Annotated in this window: 23 protein-coding genes; 11 read left to right on the plus strand and 12 right to left on the minus strand. The window is 64.6% G+C overall.

The genetic code is table 11. The features are described from left to right. Positions 1-13: 13 nt before the first annotated feature. From ACFPFG_RS26095 to ACFPFG_RS26105, 3 genes are read left to right on the plus strand one after another with little or no spacing between them, the layout of a single operon-like run. Positions 14-1,249 carry a molybdopterin molybdotransferase MoeA gene (locus ACFPFG_RS26095; RefSeq protein WP_380108835.1) on the plus strand — a complete coding sequence of 412 codons (1,236 nt, stop codon included), beginning with the start codon at positions 14-16 and terminating at the stop codon, positions 1,247-1,249. After that, a complete protein-coding gene (moaD, locus tag ACFPFG_RS26100; RefSeq protein ID WP_013801032.1) occupies positions 1,246-1,521 on the plus strand; it encodes a molybdopterin converting factor subunit 1 in 276 nt (91 codons plus the stop codon). Before ACFPFG_RS26095 ends, moaD begins: the two co-directional genes overlap by 4 nt. Before the next feature lie 5 nt (positions 1,522-1,526). Further along, entirely contained in the window at positions 1,527-1,880 is a 354-nt protein-coding gene (locus ACFPFG_RS26105) for a recombinase family protein (RefSeq protein WP_183019816.1), read from the plus strand. Here the strand turns inward: ACFPFG_RS26105 and ACFPFG_RS26110 are convergent. The 3 genes from ACFPFG_RS26110 to ACFPFG_RS26120 all read right to left on the minus strand — a co-directional run bounded on the left by ACFPFG_RS26110 (position 1,826) and on the right by ACFPFG_RS26120 (position 3,650). Next, positions 1,826-2,767, minus strand: a complete 942-nt coding sequence (locus ACFPFG_RS26110) for a dihydrodipicolinate synthase family protein (protein WP_380108838.1) — start codon at positions 2,765-2,767, stop codon at positions 1,826-1,828. The genes ACFPFG_RS26105 and ACFPFG_RS26110 overlap by 55 nt on opposite strands. A gap of 275 nt (positions 2,768-3,042) precedes the next feature. After that, positions 3,043-3,387, minus strand: coding sequence for a hypothetical protein (locus ACFPFG_RS26115; RefSeq protein WP_012207011.1), 345 nt, complete (start codon positions 3,385-3,387; stop codon positions 3,043-3,045). Positions 3,388-3,395: 8 nt separating this feature from the next. Beyond that, positions 3,396-3,650 (minus strand): hypothetical protein, encoded by a 255-nt coding sequence (locus tag ACFPFG_RS26120; RefSeq protein WP_012207010.1) that lies wholly within the window; start codon positions 3,648-3,650, stop codon positions 3,396-3,398. Between the two features lie 106 nt (positions 3,651-3,756). Here ACFPFG_RS26120 and ACFPFG_RS26125 point away from each other — a divergent pair, with 106 nt between their 5' ends. Continuing rightward, a complete protein-coding gene (locus tag ACFPFG_RS26125) occupies positions 3,757-4,218 on the plus strand; it encodes a molybdenum cofactor biosynthesis protein MoaE (RefSeq protein WP_183019813.1) in 462 nt (153 codons plus the stop codon). 9 nt (positions 4,219-4,227) lie between these two features. Here ACFPFG_RS26125 and ACFPFG_RS26130 read toward each other — a convergent pair whose 3' ends face one another. Next, complete coding sequence (locus ACFPFG_RS26130; RefSeq protein WP_197955439.1) at positions 4,228-5,157, minus strand: DMT family transporter; 930 nt, start codon at positions 5,155-5,157, stop codon at positions 4,228-4,230. 68 nt (positions 5,158-5,225) lie between these two features. Here ACFPFG_RS26130 and ACFPFG_RS26135 point away from each other — a divergent pair, with 68 nt between their 5' ends. The 6 genes from ACFPFG_RS26135 to ACFPFG_RS26160 all read left to right on the plus strand — a co-directional run bounded on the left by ACFPFG_RS26135 (position 5,226) and on the right by ACFPFG_RS26160 (position 12,926). Further along, complete coding sequence (locus ACFPFG_RS26135; RefSeq protein WP_183019811.1) at positions 5,226-6,134, plus strand: AraC family transcriptional regulator; 909 nt, start codon at positions 5,226-5,228, stop codon at positions 6,132-6,134. A 133-nt stretch (positions 6,135-6,267) separates the two neighbouring features. Next, complete coding sequence (gene clpB, locus ACFPFG_RS26140; protein ID WP_034396613.1) at positions 6,268-8,880, plus strand: ATP-dependent chaperone ClpB; 2,613 nt, start codon at positions 6,268-6,270, stop codon at positions 8,878-8,880. Between the two features lie 30 nt (positions 8,881-8,910). After that, entirely contained in the window at positions 8,911-9,264 is a 354-nt protein-coding gene (locus ACFPFG_RS26145) for a hypothetical protein (protein ID WP_012207005.1), read from the plus strand. Between the two features lie 189 nt (positions 9,265-9,453). Then, positions 9,454-10,890, plus strand: coding sequence for a coniferyl aldehyde dehydrogenase (locus ACFPFG_RS26150; protein ID WP_183019810.1), 1,437 nt, complete (start codon positions 9,454-9,456; stop codon positions 10,888-10,890). A gap of 257 nt (positions 10,891-11,147) precedes the next feature. Beyond that, positions 11,148-11,669 (plus strand): GNAT family N-acetyltransferase, encoded by a 522-nt coding sequence (locus tag ACFPFG_RS26155; RefSeq protein WP_013801040.1) that lies wholly within the window; start codon positions 11,148-11,150, stop codon positions 11,667-11,669. A gap of 45 nt (positions 11,670-11,714) precedes the next feature. Beyond that, positions 11,715-12,926, plus strand: a complete 1,212-nt coding sequence (locus ACFPFG_RS26160; protein ID WP_380108843.1) for a methyltransferase — start codon at positions 11,715-11,717, stop codon at positions 12,924-12,926. 28 nt (positions 12,927-12,954) lie between these two features. Here the strand turns inward: ACFPFG_RS26160 and ACFPFG_RS26165 are convergent, their stop codons facing one another. Then, positions 12,955-13,497, minus strand: coding sequence for a hypothetical protein (locus ACFPFG_RS26165; RefSeq protein WP_312372948.1), 543 nt, complete (start codon positions 13,495-13,497; stop codon positions 12,955-12,957). A gap of 225 nt (positions 13,498-13,722) precedes the next feature. Between ACFPFG_RS26165 and ACFPFG_RS26170 the strand changes: the two genes are divergently transcribed. Continuing rightward, positions 13,723-14,712 (plus strand): tRNA dihydrouridine synthase, encoded by a 990-nt coding sequence (locus ACFPFG_RS26170; RefSeq protein WP_183019807.1) that lies wholly within the window; start codon positions 13,723-13,725, stop codon positions 14,710-14,712. 13 nt (positions 14,713-14,725) lie between these two features. Here the strand turns inward: ACFPFG_RS26170 and ACFPFG_RS26175 are convergent, their stop codons facing one another. The 7 genes from ACFPFG_RS26175 to pilV form a co-directional block, all read right to left on the minus strand. After that, entirely contained in the window at positions 14,726-16,357 is a 1,632-nt protein-coding gene (locus ACFPFG_RS26175) for a phospholipase D family protein (protein ID WP_380108845.1), read from the minus strand. Positions 16,358-16,642: 285 nt separating this feature from the next. After that, positions 16,643-17,224, minus strand: coding sequence for a GspH/FimT family pseudopilin (locus ACFPFG_RS26180; protein WP_183019805.1), 582 nt, complete (start codon positions 17,222-17,224; stop codon positions 16,643-16,645). Continuing rightward, on the minus strand, positions 17,221-17,739 hold the full coding sequence (locus ACFPFG_RS26185; protein WP_269670914.1) for a type IV pilin protein: 519 nt from the start codon (positions 17,737-17,739) through the stop codon (positions 17,221-17,223). The genes ACFPFG_RS26180 and ACFPFG_RS26185 overlap by 4 nt, the downstream gene beginning before the upstream one ends. A 2-nt stretch (positions 17,740-17,741) precedes the next feature. Next, positions 17,742-22,115: a pilus assembly protein gene (locus tag ACFPFG_RS26190; RefSeq protein ID WP_183019804.1), complete on the minus strand. Its 4,374-nt coding sequence runs from the start codon at positions 22,113-22,115 to the stop codon at positions 17,742-17,744. Between the two features lie 13 nt (positions 22,116-22,128). Next, positions 22,129-22,755, minus strand: coding sequence for a pilus assembly PilX family protein (locus ACFPFG_RS26195; protein ID WP_183019803.1), 627 nt, complete (start codon positions 22,753-22,755; stop codon positions 22,129-22,131). Further along, positions 22,755-23,786, minus strand: a complete 1,032-nt coding sequence (locus ACFPFG_RS26200) for a PilW family protein (protein WP_380108848.1) — start codon at positions 23,784-23,786, stop codon at positions 22,755-22,757. Before ACFPFG_RS26200 ends, ACFPFG_RS26195 begins: the two co-directional genes overlap by 1 nt. Then, a complete protein-coding gene (gene pilV / locus ACFPFG_RS26205) occupies positions 23,783-24,421 on the minus strand; it encodes a type IV pilus modification protein PilV (protein WP_183019802.1) in 639 nt (212 codons plus the stop codon). The genes ACFPFG_RS26200 and pilV overlap by 4 nt, the downstream gene beginning before the upstream one ends. Positions 24,422-24,485 lie beyond the last annotated feature (64 nt).

The following is a 24,485-nucleotide window of genomic DNA, read 5'->3' on the forward strand; positions in this document are numbered from 1 at the left end:
TTAGGAAAACACCATGCGAGCCCCGCTCAAGCCCCTTGACGAAGCGCTGGCCGAATTGCTGGTCCAGGCACTGCCGCTGGCCGGCAATGACACCGTGGACAGCTTCGATGCCGATGGCCGTGTGCTGCTGGCCGATGCCGTCTCTCCGCTGCAAGTGCCGCCCCAGGACAACAGTGCCATGGACGGCTACGCCGTGCGCAGCGCCGAATGCACGCAGGGCAATGCCGAGCTGCCCGTCTCGCAGCGCATCCCCGCAGGCGCCGTGGGCCAGCCGCTGGCCGTGGGCACGGTGGCGCGCATCTTCACGGGCGCCCCGGTGCCCGAAGGTGCCGATGCCATCGTCATGCAGGAAGACTGTGAAGTCCTGGAAGACGGCCGGGTGCGCATCAAGGCGCGTCCCGAGGCCGGGCAATGGATACGCCGCTCGGGCGAAGACATCCGGCGCGGCGCCACCGTCATCGCGGCCGGCACGCGCCTGTCGCCTGCCGAGCTGGGGCTGGCTGCCAGCATCGGCCTGGCCTCCTTGTGCGTGGCGCGCAAGCCGCGCGTGGCCCTGTTCTCCACAGGCGACGAACTGGTCATGCCGGGCACCGTGGCGCCCGAGCAGATGCCGCCCGGCAGCATCTACAACAGCAACCGATTCTTCCTTCGCGCCCTGCTGCAGCGCATGGGCTGCGAGGTCACCGACTTCGGCATCGTCCCCGACCGGCGCGAAGCCACTGTGGATGCTTTGCGCGAGGCGGCCCGCGCGCATGACCTGATCCTGACCAGCGGCGGTGTCTCCGTCGGCGAAGAAGACCATGTCAAGCCCGCCGTGCAGGCGCTGGGCCAGCTCGATCTCTGGCAGATCGCCGTCAAGCCCGGCAAGCCCTTCGCCTATGGCCGCGTGAACCGCGAGGGCGAAGGCTTTGCCCACTTCATCGGCCTGCCCGGCAATCCGGTCTCCAGCTTCGTCACCTTCCTTTTGCTGGTGCGCCCCTTCGTGCTGCGCCTGCAGGGCGTGCAGCAGGCGCTGCCGCGCTCGGTCGAGGTGCGCGCCGACTTCCATTGGCCGCGCGGGGACAAGCGCCGCGAATTCCTGCGCGTGCGCTACAACGACAGCGGCGGGCTGGAGCTGTTCCGCAACCAGAGTTCTGGCGTGCTGACCTCGGCGGCCTGGGGCGATGGCGTGGTGGACAATCCGCCAGGCCAGGCCATTGCGCCGGGCGACAGGGTGCGCTTCATCGCCTTTTCGGAGTTGTTGTCATGAGCCAGGCCGTCCCCATCGCCATTACCATCACCGTGCGCTATTTCGCCTCCATCCGCGAAGCCCTGGGCACGGGCAGCGAAACCCTGTCCACCGAGGCCGCCACCGTGGGCGCGCTGCGTGAGGAACTGATTGCGCGTGGCGGTGCAGCCGCCGAAGCGCTGGCCCCTGGCAAGGCCGTGCGCATGGCGCTGAACCAGGTCCTGTGCGATGCCGGTGCCGCCATTCGCCAGGGGGACGAGGTGGCTTTCTTCCCTCCCGTGACCGGAGGTTGACCCCCATGACCACCGACAAGCCCGTGGACCAGGCGATCAGCGCACGCACGCGCAAGGCCCTGTCCGAAGCCAAGGCGCGTGGCGTGCAACTGGGCCGCGCAGGTGCAGACAACCTGCGCGCTACCGTGGAAAAGCGCAAATCCACGGCCGATGCCTTCGCCCAGCAGCATGAGGCGCTGTTCGCCGAACTGCAGGCGCGCGGTCTGACGCACCGCGCCATGGCCGCCGAACTCAATGCGCGCGGCATTGCCGCGGCCCGGGGCGGCGAGTGGACGCACGGTCAGGTGCAACGCATCCTGAACCGCTATGCCGACCTGCGCCCGGCAACACCGTCAGCAGACGACAGCAGCGGCAGCTGAATCCCGGCCAGCCGCTGCGCCAGCGCGGCCGATGCCGGCTGCATGGGCGCCCGCAGCGTTGCCCGCATTCGGCCCTGCTGCGCCAGCAAGGCCTTGATGGGTGCGGGATTGGGCTCGGCAAAGCAGGCGGCGATGTGCGGCTGCAGCGGCTGCCACAGTGCACGTGCAGCGGGCAGGTCGCCGCGCTCCAGGCACTGCATCAACTCGACGAAGTGCCCTGTATGCGCGTGCGCGCTGGCAGCAATCGCTCCCGCACCGCCCAGGGCCAGCGTGGAAAAGATCTGCGCGTCTTCGCCGGCCAGCACCTGCAACTGCCCATCGGCGATCAGTGCCTGGGTCTTGGCGGCATCGCCCCCGCAATCCTTGATGGCCACGATGCGCTCATGGGCGGCCAGCGCGCGCAGCGTGGCCAGCTCCAGCACCACGCCGGTGCGGTAGGGAATGTCGTAGACGATGACCGGATGGACGCTGCGCTCGGCAATCGCCGTGAACCACTGCAGCAGGCCCGCCTGCGACGGGCGTATGTAATGCGGCGCGGGCACCAGAATGCCGGCCAGCGGCAGGGCGTTCAGTGCCTGAACACGGGCCAGCGCATGCCCCAGGTGGCAGTCCGAAAAGCCCATGACCACGGGCATGCCCTGGGCCGCTGAGAGGATGGTGGACAGGGCGGCATCGTGCTCCGCTTCGCTCAGCGCGGCGGCCTCGGCGGTCGAGCCGCAGGCCACGTAGCCGGCGATGCCGGTGGCGTTGTAGTGCTGCACCAGGGCACGCAGCGCCCCGTGGTCCACCGCCGCCTCATCTCCATCTCCAGGAAGAAAGGGCGTGACCAGCGGAAGCCACAGCCCCTGGAATCGGGCTTGCGGCGAGGTGGTGGAAGGCAAAGACATGGAAGATCCCTTCGGGTGATTCAAACAATGAACGACCGGACGCAGCCACCGGCCAGACCGAGGGCGGAAAGGCAGGCGCCTGAAGGGATGCGGGAAGGGGAGATGGAGGCTGCCGGGCCGGTTCCGTCGCTCATCTGGACGGAACCTCAGCTCCGGTCAGACGAGCTGGGGTTTGCAGGCTTTGCCCAGGCACAGGCGCACGGCATCACCGTGGCATGTGGGGAAGGCAAAGATTGCAGGCATGGCGCGCAGTGTAGCGCGCCTGAGGGTGGCCTTCAGGCTGCGCCGTCGGCGCCGGGAGGGGGTGATGCATCGGGCAGCAGCGGTGCCTGCCACTCCAGCAGCTCGGCCAGACGCTGCACGATCCAGCGCGCCTCGCCAGGGCTGACGATGGAGCCCTCGGCCGCCAGGCCGGCGTGCATGCCCAGCAGCACGCCTTGCTCCGAGGAATTGCCGGAGTGATAGAGCGTCTGCGCCTGCTCGACCAGGTGGCTGGCCAGGTCCTCGCACAGTTCATAACGCCCGACCACGTCTGCAATCGATGCCTTGAGCCGGCCGTGCCGGTCGGCATACAGGGCGGCAAAGCTCGGCGGCGGCTGTATCTGGCTGGTCTCGTCCATGGCGCGCCTCAATCGGGTTCGAACAGGCGCTCGAAGCGTGCAAGGTCCTCGGCCAGCTCGCAGCTCACGAGCTGGCCCATCTTGCCGTCGGCCAGGCGGTGGGCTGCGAACAGCGTGGCCTTGCCGCGAAAGTTGTAGTCGGGCAGATGGATGATGGTGTAGGGATGGGACACGAACAGCTGGTGCTCGTAGACCACGCGCTGCTCGTTGCGCGGCGACGGGTAGAGCGTGTATTCGGGGGTGGTGATCGTGAGTGTGGCCATGCATGGCCCGCTGCAGCAAAAGGCAGGCGGCGGGGGAGGGCAATGCTACCGCGTTCGCCAGTCCCTGGTGCGCCCTGGTGCGCCGCCGCCCTGCGACAATGCGGGCATGCAAGCAGCCCGTGTATCCATCCAGACCGAGGATTTCGACGTATCGGCCGAACTCGCCGCCCTGCGCGGCGGCGACGCGCGCGTGGGCGCGGTCTGCAGCTTCATCGGCACGGTGCGTGACCGCAACGAGGGCGCCGCCGTGGCCAGCATGGAGCTGGAGCACTACCCGGGCATGACCGAGAAATCCATCGAGGCCATCATCGACGAGGCAATCCAGCGCTTCGGCATCCATGGCGCGCGTGTCATCCACCGCATCGGCCCGCTGCAGCCCCAGGACCAGATCGTGCTCGTGGCCGTCACCGCATCGCACCGGGGCATGGCCTTCCAGGCCTGCGAATACATCATGGACTACCTCAAGTCGCTGGCGCCTTTCTGGAAGAAGGAGCAAACGCCCGAGGGCGCGCGCTGGGTGGATGCACGCGTCAGCGACGAAGAGGCGCTGGCGCGCTGGCGCCAGTGAGCTGACGCTTCAGGCCTTGCGCAGTGCGGCCCCCCGCAACCATTGCGGCGGGCGGAACACCAGCAGGTTCCCGAACATCACCAGCAGCAGCCCGCCCACGGCCAGCGGCGTCCAGACATAGCCCTCGAACAGGGCCGAGATGCTGAGCGCAACAATGGGGAACAGCACCGTCGCATAGGCCGCCTTCTCCGGGCCCAGCCGGCCCACCAGGGTCAGGTAGGCCGTGAACGCAATCACCGAGCCTGGAATGGCCAGGTACAGCCAGGAGCCCACATAGGTCCAGCCGGTATCGAAGCGCCAGGGCAGGCCCGCCACCAGCGCATAGCCGGACAGCAGCAGCGTGCCGGCCAGCATGCCCCAGGCATTGGTCTGTGCGGGCCGCCAGCCCATGGACTGCAGCGAGGCAGACAGCATGTTCCCGCAGGAAAAGCACAGCGTGCCCAGCACCGCCCAGGCCAGGCCAGGCAAGCTGGCATGCCGGCCTGCGCGCAGCTCGGGCCAGAACAGCGCCACCAGGCCTGCAAGGCCGAAGAGGCTGCCGGCCAGCACATGGGGCGCCAGCCTGCGGCCGTGGATGATGCGCGCCAGCAGCGCGTTCCAGAGATTGGCGCTGGAGAACACCACGGCGGCCAGGCCGCTGGCCAGCGTTTCGCTGGCATGCATGAAGCACACGAAGTTGAAGCTGAACAGGCACAGGCCCTGGGCCAGCACGCGCGGCAGCGCCGGGCCGCGTGGCACGCGCAGCTGGCGCGACCAGGCCAGCCAGGCGAACATCAGCACGGCGGCCAGCGCAAAGCGGTAGGCAATGGACAGCTCCACGGGCACAGTGCCCAGCTGCAGCTTCAAGGCGATCCAGGTCGAACCCCAGATCAGCACGACCAGGGCATAGAGGGTGGCAGTCATGGCCGGTGATGATCGCGCCGCAGGCTGGGCGGGCATGGCAGATTCCTGCGGTTTGATGGCCTGGCGGCGTGCGTCGGTATGGCTGCGGGACCACAATCGCTGCCATGACGCCCACGCCGCTGCCCGAGCTGCCCTCCAGCCACCTGTGCCAGGTGCTGTCACGCTCCAAGGCCCGGCTGCAGCGGCGCGTGCGCCTGAGCGAGGGGGTGGAGCTGGCCGTCTGGGCCAATGTGGACGACGAGGTGCGCTACTGCCAGCCGGGCCACCACACGCTGTCGGTCTACCTGGCCGGCGGCGAGGGCTCGCAGCTCAAGGCGCGGCCCGAGGCCATGGGGGCGCCGGGGCGCATCTGCATCTTCACGCCAGAGGACGAATCGCACTGGCTGGTGCGCTCGCCCGTGCAGTTCCTGCACCTGTATGTGTCCGACCTGGCCTGGGCAGGGCGCGTGGTCCGCATGCTGGATGCCGAGCCCCGCTCGCGCACCTTGCGTGCGCAGATCTACGGGGACGATCAGGCCTTCCACGCCGGTGCCCGTGCGCTGATGCAGCTGGACTGGCAGGACCCGCAGCAGCAACTGGCGGCCGATGCCATCGGCCAGCAGCTGGTGGACCGGCTGGTGCTGCAGTCCGCCACGCCGCGCCAGCTGCAGGCGCTGCAGCGGCCGCTGGGCGGGCTTTCTGCGGCCATGCGGCGCAGGGTGCTGGCCCATGTCGAGGCGCATCTGCATGACTCCAAGGCCGTGTCGCTGCCGGCACTGGCGAGACAGGCCTGCCTCTCCGAATTCCATTTCGCACGCATGTTCCGCCAGAGCATGGGCTGCACGGTGCACGAATGGGTGCTGCAGCAGCGCCTGGCCCGGGCACGGCGCGCCCTGGCTGCGCGCAACGTGCCGCCGCTTGCCGAGGTGGCGCTGGATTGCGGTTTTTCCAGCGCCAGCCACCTGGTGCGCAGCTTCCGGGCGCATTTGGGCGTTACGCCTACGCAGTTCTCGATCTTTCAGCGCAATGCTTGAGAAGGATGGCCGGCCTCACCGGCCTTGATCTGGCGCAAGCTTGTGTCCTTGCAGGCCGGTCATGGCTTGAAATTCGCCCTGCCGGTATCAGATAAATCGCAATGACCCTGTTTCAGGAGCGAAAAGAAACACCATGCGAATCGACAAACTGACAACCAAGTTCCAGGAAGCCCTGGCCGACGCGCAAACGCTGGCCCTGGGCGGTGACCAATCCAATATCGAACCCCTGCACCTGCTCGTGGCGCTGCTGCGCCAGGACGATGGTCCGCGCTCGCTCTTGCAGCGCGCCGGCGCCAACGTGGGCCAGCTGCAGGCCGCGGCCGAGAAGGCCCTGGCGGATCTGCCGCGCGTGCAGCACCAGGACCAGGTGCAGGTCGGCTCCGAGCTGGGCCGGCTGCTGCAGGCGACCGAGAAGGAAGCCCTCAAGCGCGGCGACCAGTTCATTGCCAGCGAGCTGTTCCTGCTGGCGCTGACCGACAGCAGCGGCTCGTCCACGCGCGCAGGCCAACTGCTCAAGGAAAGCGGCGTGACGCGCTCCAGCCTGGAGTCGGCCATCAACGCCGTGCGCGGCGGCCAGACCATGGACAGCGCCGAAGGCGAAGGCCAGCGCGAGGCCCTCAAGAAATACACCATGGACCTGACCGAGCGCGCGCGCATCGGCAAGCTCGACCCGGTGATCGGGCGCGACGACGAAATCCGCCGTTCCATCCAGGTGCTGCAGCGCCGCAGCAAGAACAATCCCGTGCTCATCGGCGAGCCCGGCGTGGGCAAGACCGCCATTGTCGAGGGCCTGGCCCAGCGCATCGTGGCCGGCGAGGTGCCCGAAAGCCTCAAGAATAAGCGCGTGCTGTCGCTGGACATGGCGGGCCTGCTGGCCGGCGCCAAATACCGTGGCGACTTCGAGGAACGCCTGAAGTCCGTGCTCAAGGAAGTGGCCCAGGAAGAGGGCCGCATCATCCTGTTCATCGACGAGATCCACACCATGGTCGGCGCCGGCAAGGCCGACGGCGCCATGGACGCGGGCAACATGCTCAAGCCGGCCCTGGCGCGCGGCGAGCTGCACTGCATCGGTGCGACCACGCTCGATGAATACCGCAAGTACATCGAAAAGGATGCGGCACTGGAGCGGCGCTTCCAGAAGGTGCTGGTCGAAGAGCCTTCCGTGGAGGACACCATCGCCATCCTGCGCGGACTGCAGGTGCGCTACGAGGCCCACCATGGCGTGGACATCACCGACCCGGCCATCGTGGCTGCGGCCGAGCTGAGCCACCGCTACATCACCGACCGCTTCCTGCCCGACAAGGCCATCGACCTGATCGACGAGGCTGCGGCCAAGATCAAGATCGAGATCGACTCCAAGCCCGAGGTCATGGACAAGCTCGAGCGCCGCATGATCCAGCTCAAGATCGAGCGCGAGGCCATGAAGAAGGAAAAGGACGAGGCCTCGCAAAAGCGCCTGCAACTGATCGAGGAGGAGCTCGGCAGCCTGGAGCGCGAGTACGCCGACCTGGAAGAGGTCTGGAAGAGCGAGAAGGCCAGCGCCCAGGGCTCCGAGCAGATCCGCAAGGAGATCGACCAGATCCGCATCCAGATCGAGGAGCTCAAGCGCAAGGGCGACTTCAACAAGGTGGCCGAGCTGCAGTACGGCAAGCTGCCTTCGCTGGAAAAGCAGCTCAACGAAGCCCAGGCCAACGAGCAGGGGCAGGGCGGCGCGCCCGCCCACAGGTTGCTGCGCACCCATGTCGGCGCCGAGGAAATTGCCGAAGTGGTCAGCCGTGCCACGGGCATTCCCGTGGCCAAGATGATGCAGGGCGAGAAGGACAAGCTGCTGCGCATGGAAGACCGGCTGCATGACCGCGTCGTCGGGCAGGACGAGGCCATCTCGGCCGTGGCCAATGCCATCCGCCGCTCGCGCTCGGGCCTGTCCGATCCCAACCGGCCCACGGGCTCCTTCCTGTTCCTGGGCCCCACGGGCGTGGGCAAGACCGAACTGTGCAAGGCGCTGGCCGGCTTCCTGTTCGACAGCGAGGACCATCTGGTGCGCATCGACATGAGCGAGTTCATGGAAAAGCATTCCGTGGCCCGCCTGATCGGCGCGCCGCCCGGCTACGTGGGCTACGAGGAAGGCGGCTACCTGACCGAGGCCGTGCGCCGCAAGCCCTACAGCGTGCTGCTGCTCGATGAGGTTGAAAAGGCCCATCCCGACGTGTTCAACGTGCTGCTGCAGGTGCTGGACGATGGCCGCCTGACCGACGGCCAGGGCCGCACCGTGGACTTCAAGAACACGGTCATCGTGATGACGAGCAACATAGGCTCCTTGCTGATCCAGGCCATGGTCGGCGAGGATTACGATGATGTGAAAGATGCGGTCTGGGGGGAACTCAAGAACCATTTCCGACCCGAATTCCTCAACCGCATCGACGAAACCGTGGTCTTCCACGCGCTCGACGCGAAGAATATCGAGTCGATCGCAAGGATTCAGCTCAAGCTGCTGGAGCGTCGTTTGGAGAAAATGGACCTTGCGCTGCAGGTGTCCGATCAGGCACTGGCCGAACTGGCCAAGGTGGGCTTCGATCCCGTTTTCGGAGCCCGGCCGCTCAAGCGCGCGATACAGCAGCGGATCGAGAATCCGCTGTCGAAACTGCTGCTCGAAGGGCGCTTCCCGCCCAAGAGCACGATTGCGGTACATGTGGACCCGGTACAGGAGCCGGGCGTATTCCGGTTCGATGCGGCAGACCCCGCCTGACGCACCGGGCCAGCCAAGAAAGGCTTTGCTTTGAACGATTTTGTCGCCACCCTGACCCGCTGGGCCGTTCGCATCCTGCTGATGCTTGTGGGCCTGGTCTTCTTTGTCAGCCTGCTGACCGCCGCGGCGCTACTGGCCCTGGTCTGGGCCGTAAGGGCGCTGTGGGCCAGGCTCACCGGCCAGCCGGTGATGCCCTGGGCCATGCGCATGAGCCCGCGGGCGGGCTGGCAGACGGTGTATCGCTCCGGCTCCGAGTGGATGGCTCAGCGCCCGCAGCGCGCCTATGGCGCTGCCGAGGGCGGTGGCCGCCGCGCCGGTGCCGGCGTGCTGCCGGGCGCGGGCGAGGTGACCGACGTTCAGCCCCGTGAAGTGCGCGAGCCCTGAAGCGTCTTGCTGCAGCCTTTACGCGGCCTGCGCATCTTCGCGTCCAGGCCGCGCCTGGTGGCCCGTATAGTCTGAAACCCTCGGGAGCCCGTGCAAGGCTCCCTTTTTTTTCCTGCCGCTGCATGCCAGCATGTGCCGCGACGTATCCGTGAATGCGGCACATGCAAGTGTCTTCTTACCATTGAGCCTATGACCCAGCTGGACCTCCACCGCGTCTTCGACCTTCAGTACCAGGCCAGCCGGGCGCAGGTGGACGTACCCCTGCTGGTACGCCGCGAGCGCCTGCTGCGCATGCAAAAGCTGCTGGACGAACACGGCCCCGTGCTGGCCGCCGCCGTGCAGGCCGATTTCGGCATGCGCTCGCCACGGCTGACCGAGATGGTGGAGCTGTTCGTGCTGCGCAACCTGCTCAAGCACACGCTGCGCCACCTGGCGCGCTGGTCGGGGCGCCAGCGGGTGCGAACGCCGCTGATGCTCATGCCCGGCCGGGGCTGGATAGAGCGCCAGCCGCTGGGCGTGGTGGGGGTGATTTCCCCGTGGAACTATCCGGTGCAACTGGCGCTGGGGCCGGCCATCACGGCCCTGGCGGCGGGCAACCGCGTCATGCTCAAGCCCAGCGAACTCACGCCGCACACCTCGGCCCAGCTGGCGGCGCTGGTGGGGCAGTTTTTCGCGCCCGAGGAATTCGCCGTCATCGAAGGCGATGTGAGCATCGCCACGCAGTTCTCGGGCCTGCACTTCGACCATCTGCTGTTCACCGGCTCGACCGCCGTGGGCCGCCGCGTGGCGCAGGCGGCGGCGGCACACCTGACGCCGACGACGCTGGAGCTCGGCGGCAAGTCGCCCTGCATCATCTCCACCGACTGCGACCTGAAGGAGGCCGCCCTCAAGATCGCACATGGCAAGCTCGTCAACGCGGGCCAGACCTGCATCGCCCCCGACTACGTGCTGCTGCCGCGCGGGCAGGAGGCGGAGTTTGCCGAGGCCTTCCGCACCGCGGCGCGGCGGCTGTTCCCGCGCTTTGCCGGCAATCCGGACTATGCGGCCATCCTCACCAAGCGCCACCTCGCGCGTCTGCGGCAGATGCTGCGCCAGGCCCAGGGCATGGGGGCGCATGTCGAATGGATGGAGGATGGCGGAGCCGGCCAGGAGAGCGCCGACATGGCCTGGGGCGATGCGGTGGAGCGCCAGATGGCGCCGGCCCTGGTCTTCAATGCCACCAGCCAGATGCAGCTCATGCAGGAGGAGATCTTCGGCCCCATCCTGCCCGTGATCAGCTACGACAGGCTGGATGACGTGGTCTCGGCCATCAACGCGGGGCCCAGGCCGCTGGCGCTGTACTGGTTCGGCCGCGATGAGAAAGTGCGTGATGCCGTGCTGTCACGCACCATCAGCGGCGGGGTGACGGTCAACGACACCCTGCTGCACTTCGCCCACGAGAACCTGCCCTTTGGCGGCGTGGGCGACAGCGGCTGGGGGGCCTACCATTCGGAGCAGGGTTTTGCACGGCTGAGCCATCAGAAGGCGGTGTTCGTGCAGTCGCGCTGGTCGGGGGCTTCGATGCTGTATCCGCCCTATGGCGCAAAGTTCGACCGCATCATGGAGTTGATGCGCCGCTGGCTGTGAGCGAGGTGGCGATTTCTCGCCGTTGCCGGGCTTGCCTGCATCGTGAGAAATTGTCAACTGATTCCTTGCCAAGCCTTGTGTCGCGTGCGCCAGCTGCTCTTTTTTGGAGAGCACATAGCACATCCCAATGCCGAGGGCAAGAAAACGAGCACAGCCGTACTTGCGTGCATGGCTAAGAGCCGCAACGCACGCAAAAAGCGCGATTCCTGTGAAAATCACGCCCTTCTATTTTCACCTGTTTTCGTTTCGGTTTTTCCATGTCTAGTATCCAGGTTCGTCCAGCCACTCTCCGCGATGCAAAAGCGATTGCCCAGATCCATACTGCTTCCGCCATGGAGGCTTATCGCGGTCTGGTTCCCGATGACCAGCTCAAGAGCATGTCGTCGGTAGAAAAACGCCAGGCCTATTGGCGCGAAGCCATCGAATTTTGCGAACCCCAGGTTCAGGTCGCCATCGACGGCGACAAGATCGTCGGCTTCGTCGGTTTCGACCGCTCGCGCGATGAGAAGTCGCGCCAGACCACCGGTGAAATTTGGGCCATCTATGCCTCTCCCACGCACTGGAATCAGGGTGTGGGCGTGGCCCTGTGGGACGCCGCACGCGACGGCCTGCTCGAAGAAGGCTGCACCAATGTCACCTCGTGGGTGCCGCTGCGCAATGAACGCGCGCTGCGCTTCCATGAGCTCGCCGGCTTCAAGCGCGAAATGTCCACCGCCAAGACGGCCCAGGTCGGCGCTCTCAAGATCGAGGAAGTGCGGCTCAAGCGCGCACTGAACTGATCGATTCGCCAAACCATCCACCCATCACTCACGGAGCAGCAGGCCTTGTCCTCTTCCCAGAACTGGTCCCTGCTGCAGTGGCAGGAGCACGAGGCCACCCAGGTTGCCCTGTGGCGCGCGGACAGCACCATGACCGCACCGCGCCGCATCGTCATCGCTGATGACAGCCTGGCCGCCGACAGCGCCTACCGCCTGGCCTGCGAAGGCCAGGCCATGCTGTGGCGCGGCGATTTCCAGAATGCCCGGCAGTTGCTGTCGGCCCTGGGCCGCCGCCTCGACAAGCCCGCACGTGAGACTTCCGCCAAGGCGCGCCAGCGCCGCGCCGGCAAGGAAGACGCCAAGCCGGTCTTTCCCCACGCCTTCCACCTGCACCGCCAGGCACTGGCGCAGCGTGCGCGCATCCTGGCCAGCGTGATGATCGAGCTCGATACCCGCTGGCACTGTGCCCTGCGCCGCGCACCGGACTGGAGCGAAGCCTGTCGCGAAGCCTGGGGCGAGATTCCCGCCGACCAGGGTGCGCACAGCGTGATCGTTCCCCTGCGTGAACTGCTGGGTGCCCTGGGCGCACATGAGTGGCGCAAGAAGGGCGTGGCCCTGGCCGTGCCGGGCATGCCGGAGTTCAGCATTCACCCGCACTACGGCGTGTTCTCCCCGGTGCGCGGCGAGTACCTGGATCTGGTGGCCCAGGCGCCCCTGCCCGCCGTGGCCCAGCAGGCCGACGCCGCCGTCTGGGATATCGGCACGGGCACGGGCGTGCTTTCCGCTCTCTTGCTGCACCGTGGCGTGCGGCAGGTGGTGGCCACCGACCTGAGCGATCGGGCACTGGCCTGCGCGCAGGACAACCTGCAGCGGCTGGGTCTGGCGCAGCGCGTGAGCCTGCGCAAGGCGGACCTGTTCCCTGAAGGCCGGACCGCCTTGGCGGTCTGCAATCCGCCGTGGCTGCCGGGCAAGGCCAGCTCCCTGCTGGAGCAGGCCGTCTATGACGAAGGCAGCCGCATGCTGCGCGGTTTTGTCGAGGGCCTTGCTGCACATCTGCTGCCGGGCGGCGAAGGCTGGCTGATCCTGTCGGATCTGGCCGAGCACCTGCAGCTGCGCTCGCGCGAGGAACTGCTGGGCTGGATCGATGCCGCAGGCCTGCAGGTCCTGGGCCGCGAGGACATCCGCCCGCGCCATGGAAAGGCTGCGGACTCCACCGACCCGCTGCACGCGGCGCGCGCCGCCGAGCTCACCTCGCTGTGGCGCCTGGCGCCGCGCTGATCGCGCGCGCGTCCACCCTTCGATTCGTCTAGGCGCCCTGTGCCGTCGTTGCCTCCTGGGGCAGCAGATGCCGCAGGCGCTCGCGCAGGGCATCGGCGCGCTCTTCGCCCGCATGTTCCTGCACGGTCTGCAGCAGCTGCAGGGCGGCCGCCTGCAGTGCCTCAAGATCGCGCGCTTCGCGCAGCAGATGGCGCAGCACCTGGGCCTTGTCCTCATGGCGGTTGGCGAACATGCGCTCGCACATATCGAACAGGTACATGCGTGTGCCGGCAAGATTCAGCGTGGCAGCGGGGCCGGGCGGGGAGTATTCCTTCGTGGCGGCCGGTGCCATGGAGGGGACTTGGGCCTGAGCCTGGGGCGATGATTCGGCGGCCTGGCCAGCCAGGCGCTGCAGGTGGCCGCTGGCGATCAGTTGCTCGATCAGTTCACCGGCTTGTGCACCCAGGACCTGCTGCAACTGCTCCTGGGTGCGGCCATCGGCCATCAGCAGCACCGAGCGCTCGCGCAGCGGCAGGCTGCGGCGGCCGGGCTGCAGCTCTTCAAGGGCCTTGGCGGTTTTTTGCAGCAGCATGGTGGGGGCAGGGAGTCCGACAAGCCCCGATTGCACGTTACATGAATGACCGTGGCGTGAAGAAGCCGTGACAACTGGTCCGCCCGGTGTTCTGCGGCAAGCGCACAATCGCCTGCCATCGCGTGGGCGGGCGCTGATTTCCAGGTGCTGGCGGCCGATGCCGGTCGCGGGAATATTGTTTGATCTGTAACAGGAAGACGGGGCACAGGCCTCGCGACATAGGTGATGAGACTGTTGCTGGCGCCCATGGAGGGCTTGCTTGATTTCGTGCTGCGCGATGTGCTCACGCGCGTGGGCGGTGCAGACCGCTGTGTCTCGGAGTTCATCCGCGTCACGGGAACGGTGCTGCCCGACAAGGTATTCCTGCGCACCATGCCGGAGCTCAACAATGGCAGCCGGACGCTGGCCGGTGTGCCCGTGCGCGCGCAGCTGCTGGGTTCGGACCCGGACAGCATGGCGGTCAATGCGGCCAATCTGGCGCGCCTGGGCCCGGAGGGCATCGATCTGAACTTCGGCTGCCCCGCCAAGGTGGTCAACCGCCATGGCGGCGGTGCTGCGCTGCTGCAGGACCCAGGGCAGATCGCGCGCGTGGTGGGTGCCGTGCGTGCAGCCGTGCCGGCGGCCATGCCTGTGTCGGCCAAGATGCGCCTGGGCTTCAACGACACTGCCCTGATGACCGAATGCGCCCAGGCCATGCAGGCCGGTGGCGCCTGCGAAATCGTCGTCCACGCCCGCACCAAGCTTGACGGCTACCGTCCGCCTGCCTACTGGGACATGATCCCGCGCATCCGCGAGTCCGTGTCCGTGCCCGTGGTGGCCAATGGCGAGATCTGGACGGTGGAGGATGCGCTGCGCTGCCGCGAGCAATCGGGCTGTGGCGATCTGATGCTGGGCCGGGGGATCGTTGCCGACCCAGGGCTGGCGCTGGCCATTCGCTCTGCCGTGGAAGGCGGGCCGGCACCAGCGGAACAGGTTGCGGCACAGGTGTTCTGGAGCGATCTGGTGCCGCAGGTCCAGCGTTTCTGGGACATGGTCTGCGAGGACCTGGAGCCGCGCCAGCGCGCAGGCCGCCTCAAGCAATGGCTGAACCTGCTGCGCCGCCGCTTTCCCGAAGCCGAGCAGGCCTACCAGGAAGTGCGCACGCAGACTGACCAGCGCGAGATCACGCTGTGGGTTCAGGCGCTGGCGCGGCGCCAGGAGTGGGCCGGGCTATAGCGCAAGCGCCCGGCTACAGCAGATGGTCGGGCGCCAGCGGGCCAATGAGCTTGAGCATCAGGCGCAGGCCCCAGCTGGCGTCGGGCTCGCTGTGCTCGTCACCGCGCTCGCTGTCTTCCGAGGCCCGCCATACCAGCTCGCCATCCTTGTCGATCTCGACACGCCAGCTGCCATCCTGCAGGCCCTCGTCGATGCTTTGCGTGGCCAGGCGGCCGAACTCGCGACTGGCGATGAGCAGGGCAATCTCGGTGTTCTGCAACTGGGAGCGCAGATCCAGGTTCATCGAGCCGACTGCCACCAGATGCCCATCCACCACCAGCAGCTTGGAGTGCAGCATTGCACGCGAGGCGCCTGTCGAGCCGGAAGGGCCGCCACCGCCCGTGCTGCCAGCGCCGAACGCAGAGCGGACACTGGCCGCCGTGCTGCGCATCTCGTAGAGTTCAACGCCCATCTCCAGCAACGCCTTGCGGTGGCGCGCATAGCCGGCATGGGCCAAAGGTGCATCGTTGGAGGCCAGCGAATTGGTCAGAATCCGCACGCGCACTCCGCGTTGCCGTGCGCCTCGAAACGCCTCCATCATGTCCGGACCCGGCACGAAGTAAGGCGACACTACCAGCAGATCGCGCCGGGTCTTGCGCACCAGGGCCAGCAGGCCATCGACCACCGAATCGGCCTCCAGCACCGGACGCGCCGCCTGGCGCAGGGCGCCAGCCGGCTGGCCCATGGGCAGCGTGCCGGCAGGCCTGGACTGCTGGCCGTTCGGTGCGGGGCCGGCCTGGGCGGACGCATCCGCGCCAGCGCTTGTGCCGGGGCCCGGGCCGTCATCCCTGTCCAGCGGAATTTTGGCGGGCTCATCCACCAGCACGGCGGCCGATGCCCAGGTCCAGCGAGCCTTGCGCAAATCCATGGGCTGCTGGTCCCAGATGATCCGGCGCTGTTCAGCCGTCTGATCATCTGCCTTTGCCTCCTTCAGGGGAACGGCAGGCGTGGGGTCGTCCTCCTGCGCCTGGTCATCATCGCCCGCAAAGCGCTCACGCAACTGCTTGAGCTCCTTGAGGCTGATCAGCGACTGGACGGGATAGGCGCGCTGGTTGTTCCAATAGCTGTCGAAGCTGCGTGACAGGTCGTTGACCACCGGCCCCGCCGCCAGCACGTCGAGGTCCACGAAATTGCTGGCGCTGTCTGCATCGAAATAGGCATCGCCCAGATTGCGCCCCCCGATCACGCCCATGGCGTTGTCGGCGATGAACAGCTTGTTGTGCATGCGCTGCTGGGCCCGCTGGAAATCCGTCAGCAGCGTATAGGCCCGCCCCAGAGCCGAGCTGCGCGCGCCCGCCAGAGGGTTGAACATGCGCATCTCGATGCCCGGCACAAAGGCCAGGCGCATGACCTGCGCATTCGCGCCCGTGCTGTGGAAATCGTCGAGCAGCACCCGCACCCGCACACCACGCCGTGCCGCCTCGACCACGCCGCGCAGCAGGCGCTGCGTGCTCTCGTCGGCATGGATGGCGTAGTACTGCAGGTCCAGTGTCTGCTGCGCTCCCTCGACCAAGGCCAGCCGGGCGCCATAGGCGGCCTGGGCTCCGGACAGGAGGGTGAAGGCGGAGGTTTGAGGTCGGGTGGCGCCGGGTGGCTTTCCCTGCATGAGCAAGGTGCCCAGCGATGTGTTTTGAGGCTCTGCGAAGGCGGTGGATACAGGCCTGTGCAGCTGTGTGGGCAAGCTGGGTGCACAGCCTGACAGGGCGACCACAAGAGGCAGCAGCCATGCAGTTTTTCGCTGAATGGCATAAGTCTCTCCGGCACGGAATAGACAACGGATGGCAGGGTACATAGGTGTGGGGGCAATGCAGCACCTACGGTATAGCCTCAGTGCGGCGCGGCTGCTGTCGGACATGACCGGGCAAGTACCTTGCGCTGAGACTCTAAACGGTCAGTCCGTGGCGTTCGCTGTGCAACCTTGGTCCGTGGAAGGGCGGCAGGCACGTACTCTGCCGGTCAGCGCAATGATGACTCTGCGCGTTTCCGCGGCAGCGGCAGCGGACGTCACGTCGTTGCGCTTGATGGTCACCACGGCATTGGCATCTCCGTCGCCCGCTTTGCTGCGGGCATAGCCAGAGTTGCCGAAGCCTACATAGGGCGTGTCTGCCCCCGCATTGTTGGTGCCCGCTATCTCGATGTAGGACGGTGGTGCTGGCTCGGCCAGAACAGTGATGTCGGTGCCTTCGTCAAAGCTGCCATTGCTGTTCATATCCACGAAGACCCGCCAGCCCTTGCTCCAAGATGCATCGCTGGCCGGAATGATGTAGGCGTTGCGACCGGTTTTCATCGCTTCGCTGCGCGCGGTATTTGTAGCGGCCACCAACTTGTTGGTGAATGACGTGAGTTCCGAATTGCGCAGGAAACCGACGAAACTGGGCGCCGCCAGGGTGGCCAGAATTACCAGGATGGACAACGTCACCATGAGTTCGATCAGGGTGAAGCCGCGTGCGGTTGAAGGCTTGGTGCAGGTCATGGCCAGCACAGCCGAAAGTTGCTGGATGACGCCGTGCCCGTGCAGGTTTTGGTCCCCGAACTGGTGATTTCAAGGTTGGCAACAGCGGGGTCCGAGCGGATGGGCGTGGCCACCAGTTTGACGCAACTTGCAATGGACAGTGTCGCATTGCTCGCACCCGGGCAGACGGTGGCGGACAGCATGTAGCTCGCATTCGCCAAGGTTTCGCCCGCGAAGTTCTTGAACGGAACGCTGGAGGCGGTGACGCCGCCGCAGGCTGTGTTCGGGCTAGGCGCCGATGCGCTGGCGACGCCATTGCTGTTGCTGAATCCCAGATAGCAGTTGTTCTGGGTCATGTAGCGTTCCTGCTGTTGAAGCAGTTCTGCCAGCGCGGCCCGCGCCTGGGCACGGCGCCCCTTGAGGATCGAGTCCTTGTAGGCTGGATAGGCAATGGCGGCTAGCACTCCGATCACAGCGACGACGATCATCAACTCGATCAGGGTAAAACCACGGAGTTTGCGCATGGAGGATTTCATGGCTAATTGTTCTTCATTTCCTGGTAGTCGAAGATCTGGCGCCAGCTGAGGCGGCCCACAACCTGCTTGATTTCGGTCTTCTGCCCCTGTGTCACTCCTCCCTGACCCGTGTTCATGGACCGCGTGGGAGTGGTGCGTATGCGTCTACCCGTGCTGTCGCTGATGGTCACGGTGATATCTTCCTTTTTGACGATGCCGATAGCTGGTCCCAGCACGCCCACGGTGGACGGCGTGTAGTTGGCTGCTCCATTTCCAATATTGAGCACGTAGGCATTGCCGCTTCCCTGGCTATTGTTGCAACTGCCTGCGGCGGCATTCGCCGACCCCGGAATCAGCGAGTTGAATGCAGCGGACAATGAGCCGAAGGCCGCAATCTTGCTGATGGCTCTCTCTCCGGAGTCGGGCATATCGAAATACCAGCCTGAGCGTACAGAGTTATCTGAGCTTGTGGCAGGCCTTCCCCACTTGAACGCGGAGACACTGACGGCGCGCGTGGTCGTGTTGACCGTGCCCGCAGCCAGACGGCCTCGCCCGCTGATGGCACCCGTCGCCGGCGATGAACTGTCGGCATTGGGCGAGCCGTTGTCAAAAAGTACATAGAAGCTGTTGGTATTCGTGTTGCGTGCGTCTGCCAATTCCAGGTATTTGCCGGTGGCTATGGCGACATAGAAAGTGTCCTTGCCGTTCACCCTGGGACCTGCGAAAAGTCCAGGAGGAGCGGTGATTGGCTGGACCTTCGGGGTGCTGCTGCCGTCGCGCGCTACATACATGGGAATGGCGTTGTTGCCGCTCTTGAAGTAGGAGAGGTTGTTGATGCTCCAGTTATTGGGCGTGACATCGCCAAAGGTCAACTTCCACACATTGCCATGCAGATCGCCCGCAAAAATGTCAGTGACCTCGCCATTGGCTCCATAAAGCGGTGAGAAGTTGGCCAGTCCCGTGGCCTGGGTTGCGGTCAATGAAGAGTCGGCAGGCAAGGTGATCTTGTAGTAGTTCGTGCCCTGTGCCCAGGCCGAACCGACCGCCTTGTCCAGGGCCAGCAGAAATATCGCGGGGTTGCCGGTGGAGCTGTAGGGGCCGTCCGTGGTTTCGGGCGCATAGTTGTTGACGCCGCTGGCTACTGCTGCGAACCAGCGGTAGGTGGCTGCAGTGCCTGTGGCGGCATCGGCGTTGGTGACCTTGAGCTTGATCAGGTAGGGCTGGCCAATGACCTGGCCCAGATCTGCGTCGTCGGCACGTGTGAATTCCCACATCACATTGCTGGCTGCGAAACTGGAGGGATTGCTGACATCCAGTGCAAAGACACCTGACCCGCCAGCGCCTGTGCCGCCGACGAGGACGGTCTTCCAGTCGGAGGCCTCTCCTGCGAAAGCGACCTGAGCTTCGCCCACTTCCAGTGGAGCGTCGACATAGCTTTGGTGGTTGTTGGCAAAGCTGGGGTCCGTCAGTGCGGGAAGCTTGGGACCCATCCAACTGGGAACATAGGCGAACAACTCGTCACCGTTGGTGGCATTGAAGGCATGAAGCATGCCGTCGTTGGCACCCGCAAAAACTGCAGCAGTACGGCTGTCATAGCTGGTGCGAAAGGCAGCATAGCCCGTGCCCGAATAATTTTTGGAGGGTGCTCCTGAATAAACCACGTTGGAATTGACAATGTCCCCCAGCAGCGAACTGCGGACGCGGAATGGTGCACCTTCCAGGCTGCGGTCACCACGCAGGTAGTTGAGTCGCAACTCCCCTTTGCTGTCCGCAGTGGCTGTAGGCGTGGATTTATTGAGTTGTTCTTTCAAGGTCGCACCAATGGCTCCCCACGTAAAGGTCGTCGCCGTTGGATTGCTGATGGCGGATCCTGCCCCTACGAAGATTTTGCGATTCGTGGCTGGGGATGTCATAGCCGTGAGGCGCTCGGAAGCGCTCCACGTGGGGGCCGATACGGTCAGCAAATCATTGTTTCCCACGCTGATGGTCTCTGCCACCACATCGCCGCTCCAGTTGCTGGTGTCGAACTTGGCCGAATACGACACGGCACCGCTGGTGCTGGTGACGGTGTTGGAAGGAATGGCCGGTGCCGAAATACTCCGGGCCGAGGTGGCGGCACGGCTGAAGATTTCCTCGAAAGCAGATAACACGCCGCGTGCATTGCTTTGCAGGTAGTAAGTCGAAGCTTCTCCGGGAGTCGTCTGTTTCTGCCAGACATTGTTGTCGTTCGTTGCGTCCTGCTTCTTGAAAGGATTGCCCCAGGTGTTATAGGGCTTGGTGCCAGTGTTGGCTGCATCACTCTCGAAGCCGCCGTACTTGGCAGCCATGAAGAATTGATTGGCATAGCGGCGGGTATTTTCTGAATTCTGCGTGCCGTTTTCATTGACGTCAAAGACGTAGGTTTTCACGCGAAGACCCGGCCGGCGTTTGTCTCCCTGGTTGATTGTCCAGTCCGCTCCCCGAATATCGTGGGTATGAGCCCAATAGGCATAACCCATGATCTGGCTGGTTTGCGAGCTGCTGGGAACGCTGTTGTTGGCACCGTTGGGATTTCCCGTGGTCCTGGTGACGTTTTGACCATCCTTGTAACTGACAGCCTGGTTTTTCTCGAAGGACTGTACATAGCCATGCCAGGTACGGAAATTGGGGACATTGGCCGCCTTGTTGTCCGTGGTATCGATATTTCGCCAATTGCCATCGTGGGTGTTGACGTCGCCTATGACCACGATATTGCTCTTCAGGCAAGAATATTCGGCTGTGTCACTGCGGCCGTCGCCGTAGGGGTCTGTCCAGCTTGTGTAGACAGGGTAGCCATCCTTCAGGTTGTCTGTGAGGCCGCTGATGGCATCCTGAGTCGGTTGCAGGCCTTGCAGGTAGCGCAGGCTCTGGTAGTACAGCTCTCCTACCGGGTCATACCTCTTGTAGCGTCCCTGAACGGGGCCTGTGCGACCGAATTTATTGAGGTAGTTGATGACCCCGCTGATCTGCATCGGGTCATCTTCCGGGTTGGCATTGAACACACCGGTGCTGGAATTCCATTCCGCCTTGGCATTTCCCGATGTGGGCGTGTTGTCCTGGCCATTGATGTTGAAAGTCTTGGTGCCCACATACTTCATGGGCGCGCGCAACACACCACCGTAGCGGCCATTGTTGTAGCTTTGCGTCTGGTCCATCAGATAGCCGAACGCCGCCAGCCGCATCTGGTCGCTGTACTTCTGGATGGCGCCCGTGGGCTTGAAATTGCCGTTCGGATATTGACGGCATAGTCCGTAGTCGCGGTTGTCCAGCAAGGTGCCGCCGCTGCTGTTGCAGACCTGCACACGCGAATAGAAAAATCCATCGCTATTGAGTCCAGTGGCGTTCGATGGCTGCCATGAGCCGGTATAGGCCACCAGGTAGCAGGCCTTGCTTGCACCCGACAGTGGATCGCCAAACACAGTGTTGGTACAGGCTGTAGTCCCGGAGAGGGGGGCTCGTTTCCAGGAGTTCTGTGCACCGTACCAGATCTCCTGTATGCCGGTGGAGGTGCAGCTGGCGTTCTCTGCAGCACACAGGCTTGCTCCCGAAGGAAGTCTGTTCGATGTAGTGATGGGGCCCAGCGCAGACTGTCTGGCACCAAGGGTGTATGCCCCTGTATTGCTGCAGCTACCCGTCTTGCTGGTGCCGAAGTAAATGCGATTGAGGGTGTTGGCAACCCATATATCGCTGCCATTGGCCTGTGTAACCATGGCCTGGGGAACGGCGCCGGAGTAGTCATTGGCTACACCGCTGCTTCGGCTGAGTTGTTTGGCGGGAAAGTTTCCGCTGTTCCACATGCAAACGGGATCGCCGTTGGGCAACACCGCACGCTGCAGCACGGTCAGGCTGGGAGTATCGATGTAGCGGTCGCCTCCTGATAGCGACAGGCGCAGCATGTCGATTGCGGAGCTGCTGGCCCAGTTGAGAAAGTTGCCGCTGAATCCGTCAGAGCACTTGCGCGAAGTGGCTGCCCCGGTGCGGTCAAAGCGCTTGTAGTCGGCCGCTGTCATCCCGGATGGAACGGTTTCCGTGGGCGCGTCGTTGTAGGCGTAGCAGCTTTCTGCGTCGTAGTAGCCAAGATACTCCGTTGCCGTGCTGTAGGTGTTGTCGGTGGAGGATGCGGTCACATACTGCGCACCCACCGTGGGGTACTCCACCGACAGGGCCAGCGCAATTGTCGGCTTGTCCACGGTGACGGCTGCATACAGCGGTTCCTGGGCCAATGGAATCGCCGGGATGGAGGGTGGCGTGCCCGTGCCCGTGGCAAGGAACGACGCCGCGATAGCCAAGGGCGCACATATCCATGCCAGCCGGGATCGGTGTGTTTTGGGCAGCAGGATGTTCAGCCTGCGCAGGGTCGGGATGAAGACATTGGGCATTCTTGGACTCGGCTCAGTTGCGGTACAGCGACTGCAGGACGGCTTGCGTCTCGGCATTGGGGCCGAACCCCATGGCAGTCAGGCGGTAGATGTACTTCAGTTCGGTCGGTTTGGCGGTCCGGGCGTTCTCTGGATCGGGAATGGCCTCGATCACATAGCGCGGGGGCTTGGTCGGCTGTATTCCTTTGACGCCGGATGGAAAAGTGCGGCCCGTGAAAGTGCCGAAGGCTGTGGTGGGTGCGGAATCACCCGTCGCGGTGAAGTCCACTGTGAGCCATGCGGGCTTGCCGCTCAGATTGAGTGCGCACAAGCCTCTTTGCGTGCTCGAGGCTCCACAGTCGGTGACAAATTTGGCGATGTCGGTGTTGCCCAGCGCAAAAATAGTGTTGCGCTTGCTGCTGGAGGATGCAGGCTGGCCTTCGATGTCGAATTCGGCATCGATCAAAGCGGCTTCGCCGGCCTGCCAGGCGATCTGGGCATCCCGGTCATTGCGCGCACTGCGCTCGCCCATCATGGAGATCTGTATGCCGCTGACGCCAAGAATGGAGACGATGACGAGAATCATCAGCACGATGACCAGCGAGACGCCTTGCTGGGAGCGCGCTTGAGGGCGGGCATGGATTGCGGACTGGCCAGGCATCACAGATCCTCCTGGTAGTTGCGCAGGTGTACGGTGAAGGTCACCACCTGGCGCAGGCGGCCGTCGGGGGTAGGGGCGTAGGTCGTGCCAGGGTCATTGCTGCTTGCGAATGCAGAGCCAGCATTACCGCCGGCCGCTCCCTTTGTCATTCCCAGGGGATAGAAGGTCTGACTCGTGCTGTCAATCGCCGAGCGCGGTGCGCCCCGCAGCACGAGTCCGATGCGCAGGCTGCGTACGCGTTGCCAGTTGGCATAGGCGAGCCGTGCATCGGAGACGGTTAACTGGTCAGCGCGCAGATAGCGCTCGGGAATGGAGTCGGCCGAAGCTGCGGTGAGCGGGCTTGTGTTGCTGACTCCTATACCGTCCACGCCATACAGAACCTGGAAGTTCTCAACACCCTTGACCAATGGAAGCGACTTGAGGCTGGAGTCGCTGGGGTCGATATAGGTACACATCAGCGCAGGCTCTCCATCGGAGCTGTTGCCTACGTGAAGAATGCTCAGCAGGCGTTGGTCTCGCTGGCTGGGAACGGTGCTGGATGCCACGCCTCGACAGTCGATCATCGTCCTGTCTGACTCTGTGGAGCCCAGGGTGGAAATACTGGTCTGGTAGCGCAGAACAAGAATGTCGCTGCCATAGCCCACGGTCCCTGCGCTGCGGGCCGTGCCTGCATCCCAGTCATTGGTGGTCGTGCGGGAGGCGTTGTTGAGACCATAGACATTCGGCGGAGGATTGGCATCCACGCCTTCGGTGTCGGGCGGCCGCGCCGTGGCTGCGAACTGCAGGCTCTTGAAGCCTGTCTGGGCCCCGAGCCGCTGTACAAGATCCTGTACGAAGCGGCCGTTGTCGCGCAGTTGCGAAGCACCATCCACATTGCTGAAACCCTGTCTTGCAACGACGAGCACGCCTGCGGCTGCCAGTGCGATGAGCATGCCCAGCGTCATTGCCACCAACAACTCGACCAAGGTCAAGCCTGCTTGAGCGGGTCTGGGGACGATCCGCTGCATTTGCGGTGTTTGCAAGAGATTCATACGCTATTGCCGCTGGTGACGGGGATGACCAGGTTGGGCCGATCGGATGCCGTTTGGAAGGCGTTGCTGCCTGTCTGCGTGCGGTCGGTGGACCCCTGTGTCCAGCCTATCTTGATGAAGGCAATGTCATTGGCGCCAGTGGAGTTGCATGTCCATTGCGGCATGCCGGTGGACGCATAGGGCGCGCTGTCAAAGCAAACGGAAACCTGCGCGCCAGGCAGCGCAGCGTCCAGGCGTGCCAGCCAGTCCGTCATCTGTGCCGCCGCCACAGCGGCAGGTGACGAGCAGCCGTCGGCGGCATTGGATACGCTCAGGCAATAAGAGGGCGTAGCTATGGTGAGTGCTCCTACGGAGAGTTCCACCAGATAAGGATTGTCGGCGGCCGCTGTTTTGACGGCGATGACCTTGTTGCCTCGCATCATCTCCGCCAGTTCACGTGCAAGAGCCGTGGCCTGGTTTTGCATGCGCGATTCACGATTGGCCTGCATTGCAGCAGCCTGCAGGCCGACCATGCCTAGCATGCCGAACGAGAAAACGACAATGGCCACCAGAACTTCAATCAAAGTGAAACCTTGTTGCCGCGGGCGCAATTGCGCCAGGCGCAAAGATGCCATGTCCATGGTTCGTGGGTTCATAATTCGATGCTATCCATGAGCCCAACGTTTAGATACATGGGTCTTTGCCGTTCATGCGCGGAAA

This window comes from Delftia deserti, from assembly GCF_042653485.1.
GTDB lineage: Bacteria > Pseudomonadota > Gammaproteobacteria > Burkholderiales > Burkholderiaceae_C > Comamonas > Comamonas acidovorans.

Bases quoted from the DNA above. Each gene is read 5' to 3' on its own strand.
- ACFPFG_RS26175 (WP_380108845.1), bottom strand. From the start codon at position 16,357: ATGCAGGGAAAGCCACCCGGCGCCACCCGACCTCAAACCTCCGCCTTC.
- ACFPFG_RS26195 (WP_183019803.1), bottom strand. From the start codon at position 22,755: ATGCCTGGCCAGTCCGCAATCCATGCCCGCCCTCAAGCGCGCTCCCAG.
- ACFPFG_RS26150 (WP_183019810.1), top strand. From the start codon at position 9,454: ATGACCCAGCTGGACCTCCACCGCGTCTTCGACCTTCAGTACCAGGCC.
- ACFPFG_RS26120 (WP_012207010.1), bottom strand. From the start codon at position 3,650: ATGGCCACACTCACGATCACCACCCCCGAATACACGCTCTACCCGTCG.
- moaD (WP_013801032.1), top strand. From the start codon at position 1,246: ATGAGCCAGGCCGTCCCCATCGCCATTACCATCACCGTGCGCTATTTC.
- ACFPFG_RS26185 (WP_269670914.1), bottom strand. From the start codon at position 17,739: ATGAAATCCTCCATGCGCAAACTCCGTGGTTTTACCCTGATCGAGTTG.
- ACFPFG_RS26135 (WP_183019811.1), top strand. From the start codon at position 5,226: ATGACGCCCACGCCGCTGCCCGAGCTGCCCTCCAGCCACCTGTGCCAG.
- ACFPFG_RS26170 (WP_183019807.1), top strand. From the start codon at position 13,723: ATGAGACTGTTGCTGGCGCCCATGGAGGGCTTGCTTGATTTCGTGCTG.
- ACFPFG_RS26095 (WP_380108835.1), top strand. From the start codon at position 14: ATGCGAGCCCCGCTCAAGCCCCTTGACGAAGCGCTGGCCGAATTGCTG.
- ACFPFG_RS26130 (WP_197955439.1), bottom strand. From the start codon at position 5,157: ATGCCCGCCCAGCCTGCGGCGCGATCATCACCGGCCATGACTGCCACC.
- ACFPFG_RS26165 (WP_312372948.1), bottom strand. From the start codon at position 13,497: ATGCTGCTGCAAAAAACCGCCAAGGCCCTTGAAGAGCTGCAGCCCGGC.
- ACFPFG_RS26110 (WP_380108838.1), bottom strand. From the start codon at position 2,767: ATGTCTTTGCCTTCCACCACCTCGCCGCAAGCCCGATTCCAGGGGCTG.
- ACFPFG_RS26115 (WP_012207011.1), bottom strand. From the start codon at position 3,387: ATGGACGAGACCAGCCAGATACAGCCGCCGCCGAGCTTTGCCGCCCTG.
- ACFPFG_RS26190 (WP_183019804.1), bottom strand. From the start codon at position 22,115: ATGCCCAATGTCTTCATCCCGACCCTGCGCAGGCTGAACATCCTGCTG.
- ACFPFG_RS26180 (WP_183019805.1), bottom strand. From the start codon at position 17,224: ATGACCTGCACCAAGCCTTCAACCGCACGCGGCTTCACCCTGATCGAA.
- ACFPFG_RS26200 (WP_380108848.1), bottom strand. From the start codon at position 23,786: ATGAATCTCTTGCAAACACCGCAAATGCAGCGGATCGTCCCCAGACCC.
- pilV (WP_183019802.1), bottom strand. From the start codon at position 24,421: ATGAACCCACGAACCATGGACATGGCATCTTTGCGCCTGGCGCAATTG.
- ACFPFG_RS26105 (WP_183019816.1), top strand. From the start codon at position 1,527: ATGACCACCGACAAGCCCGTGGACCAGGCGATCAGCGCACGCACGCGC.
- ACFPFG_RS26155 (WP_013801040.1), top strand. From the start codon at position 11,148: ATGTCTAGTATCCAGGTTCGTCCAGCCACTCTCCGCGATGCAAAAGCG.
- ACFPFG_RS26125 (WP_183019813.1), top strand. From the start codon at position 3,757: ATGCAAGCAGCCCGTGTATCCATCCAGACCGAGGATTTCGACGTATCG.
- clpB (WP_034396613.1), top strand. From the start codon at position 6,268: ATGCGAATCGACAAACTGACAACCAAGTTCCAGGAAGCCCTGGCCGAC.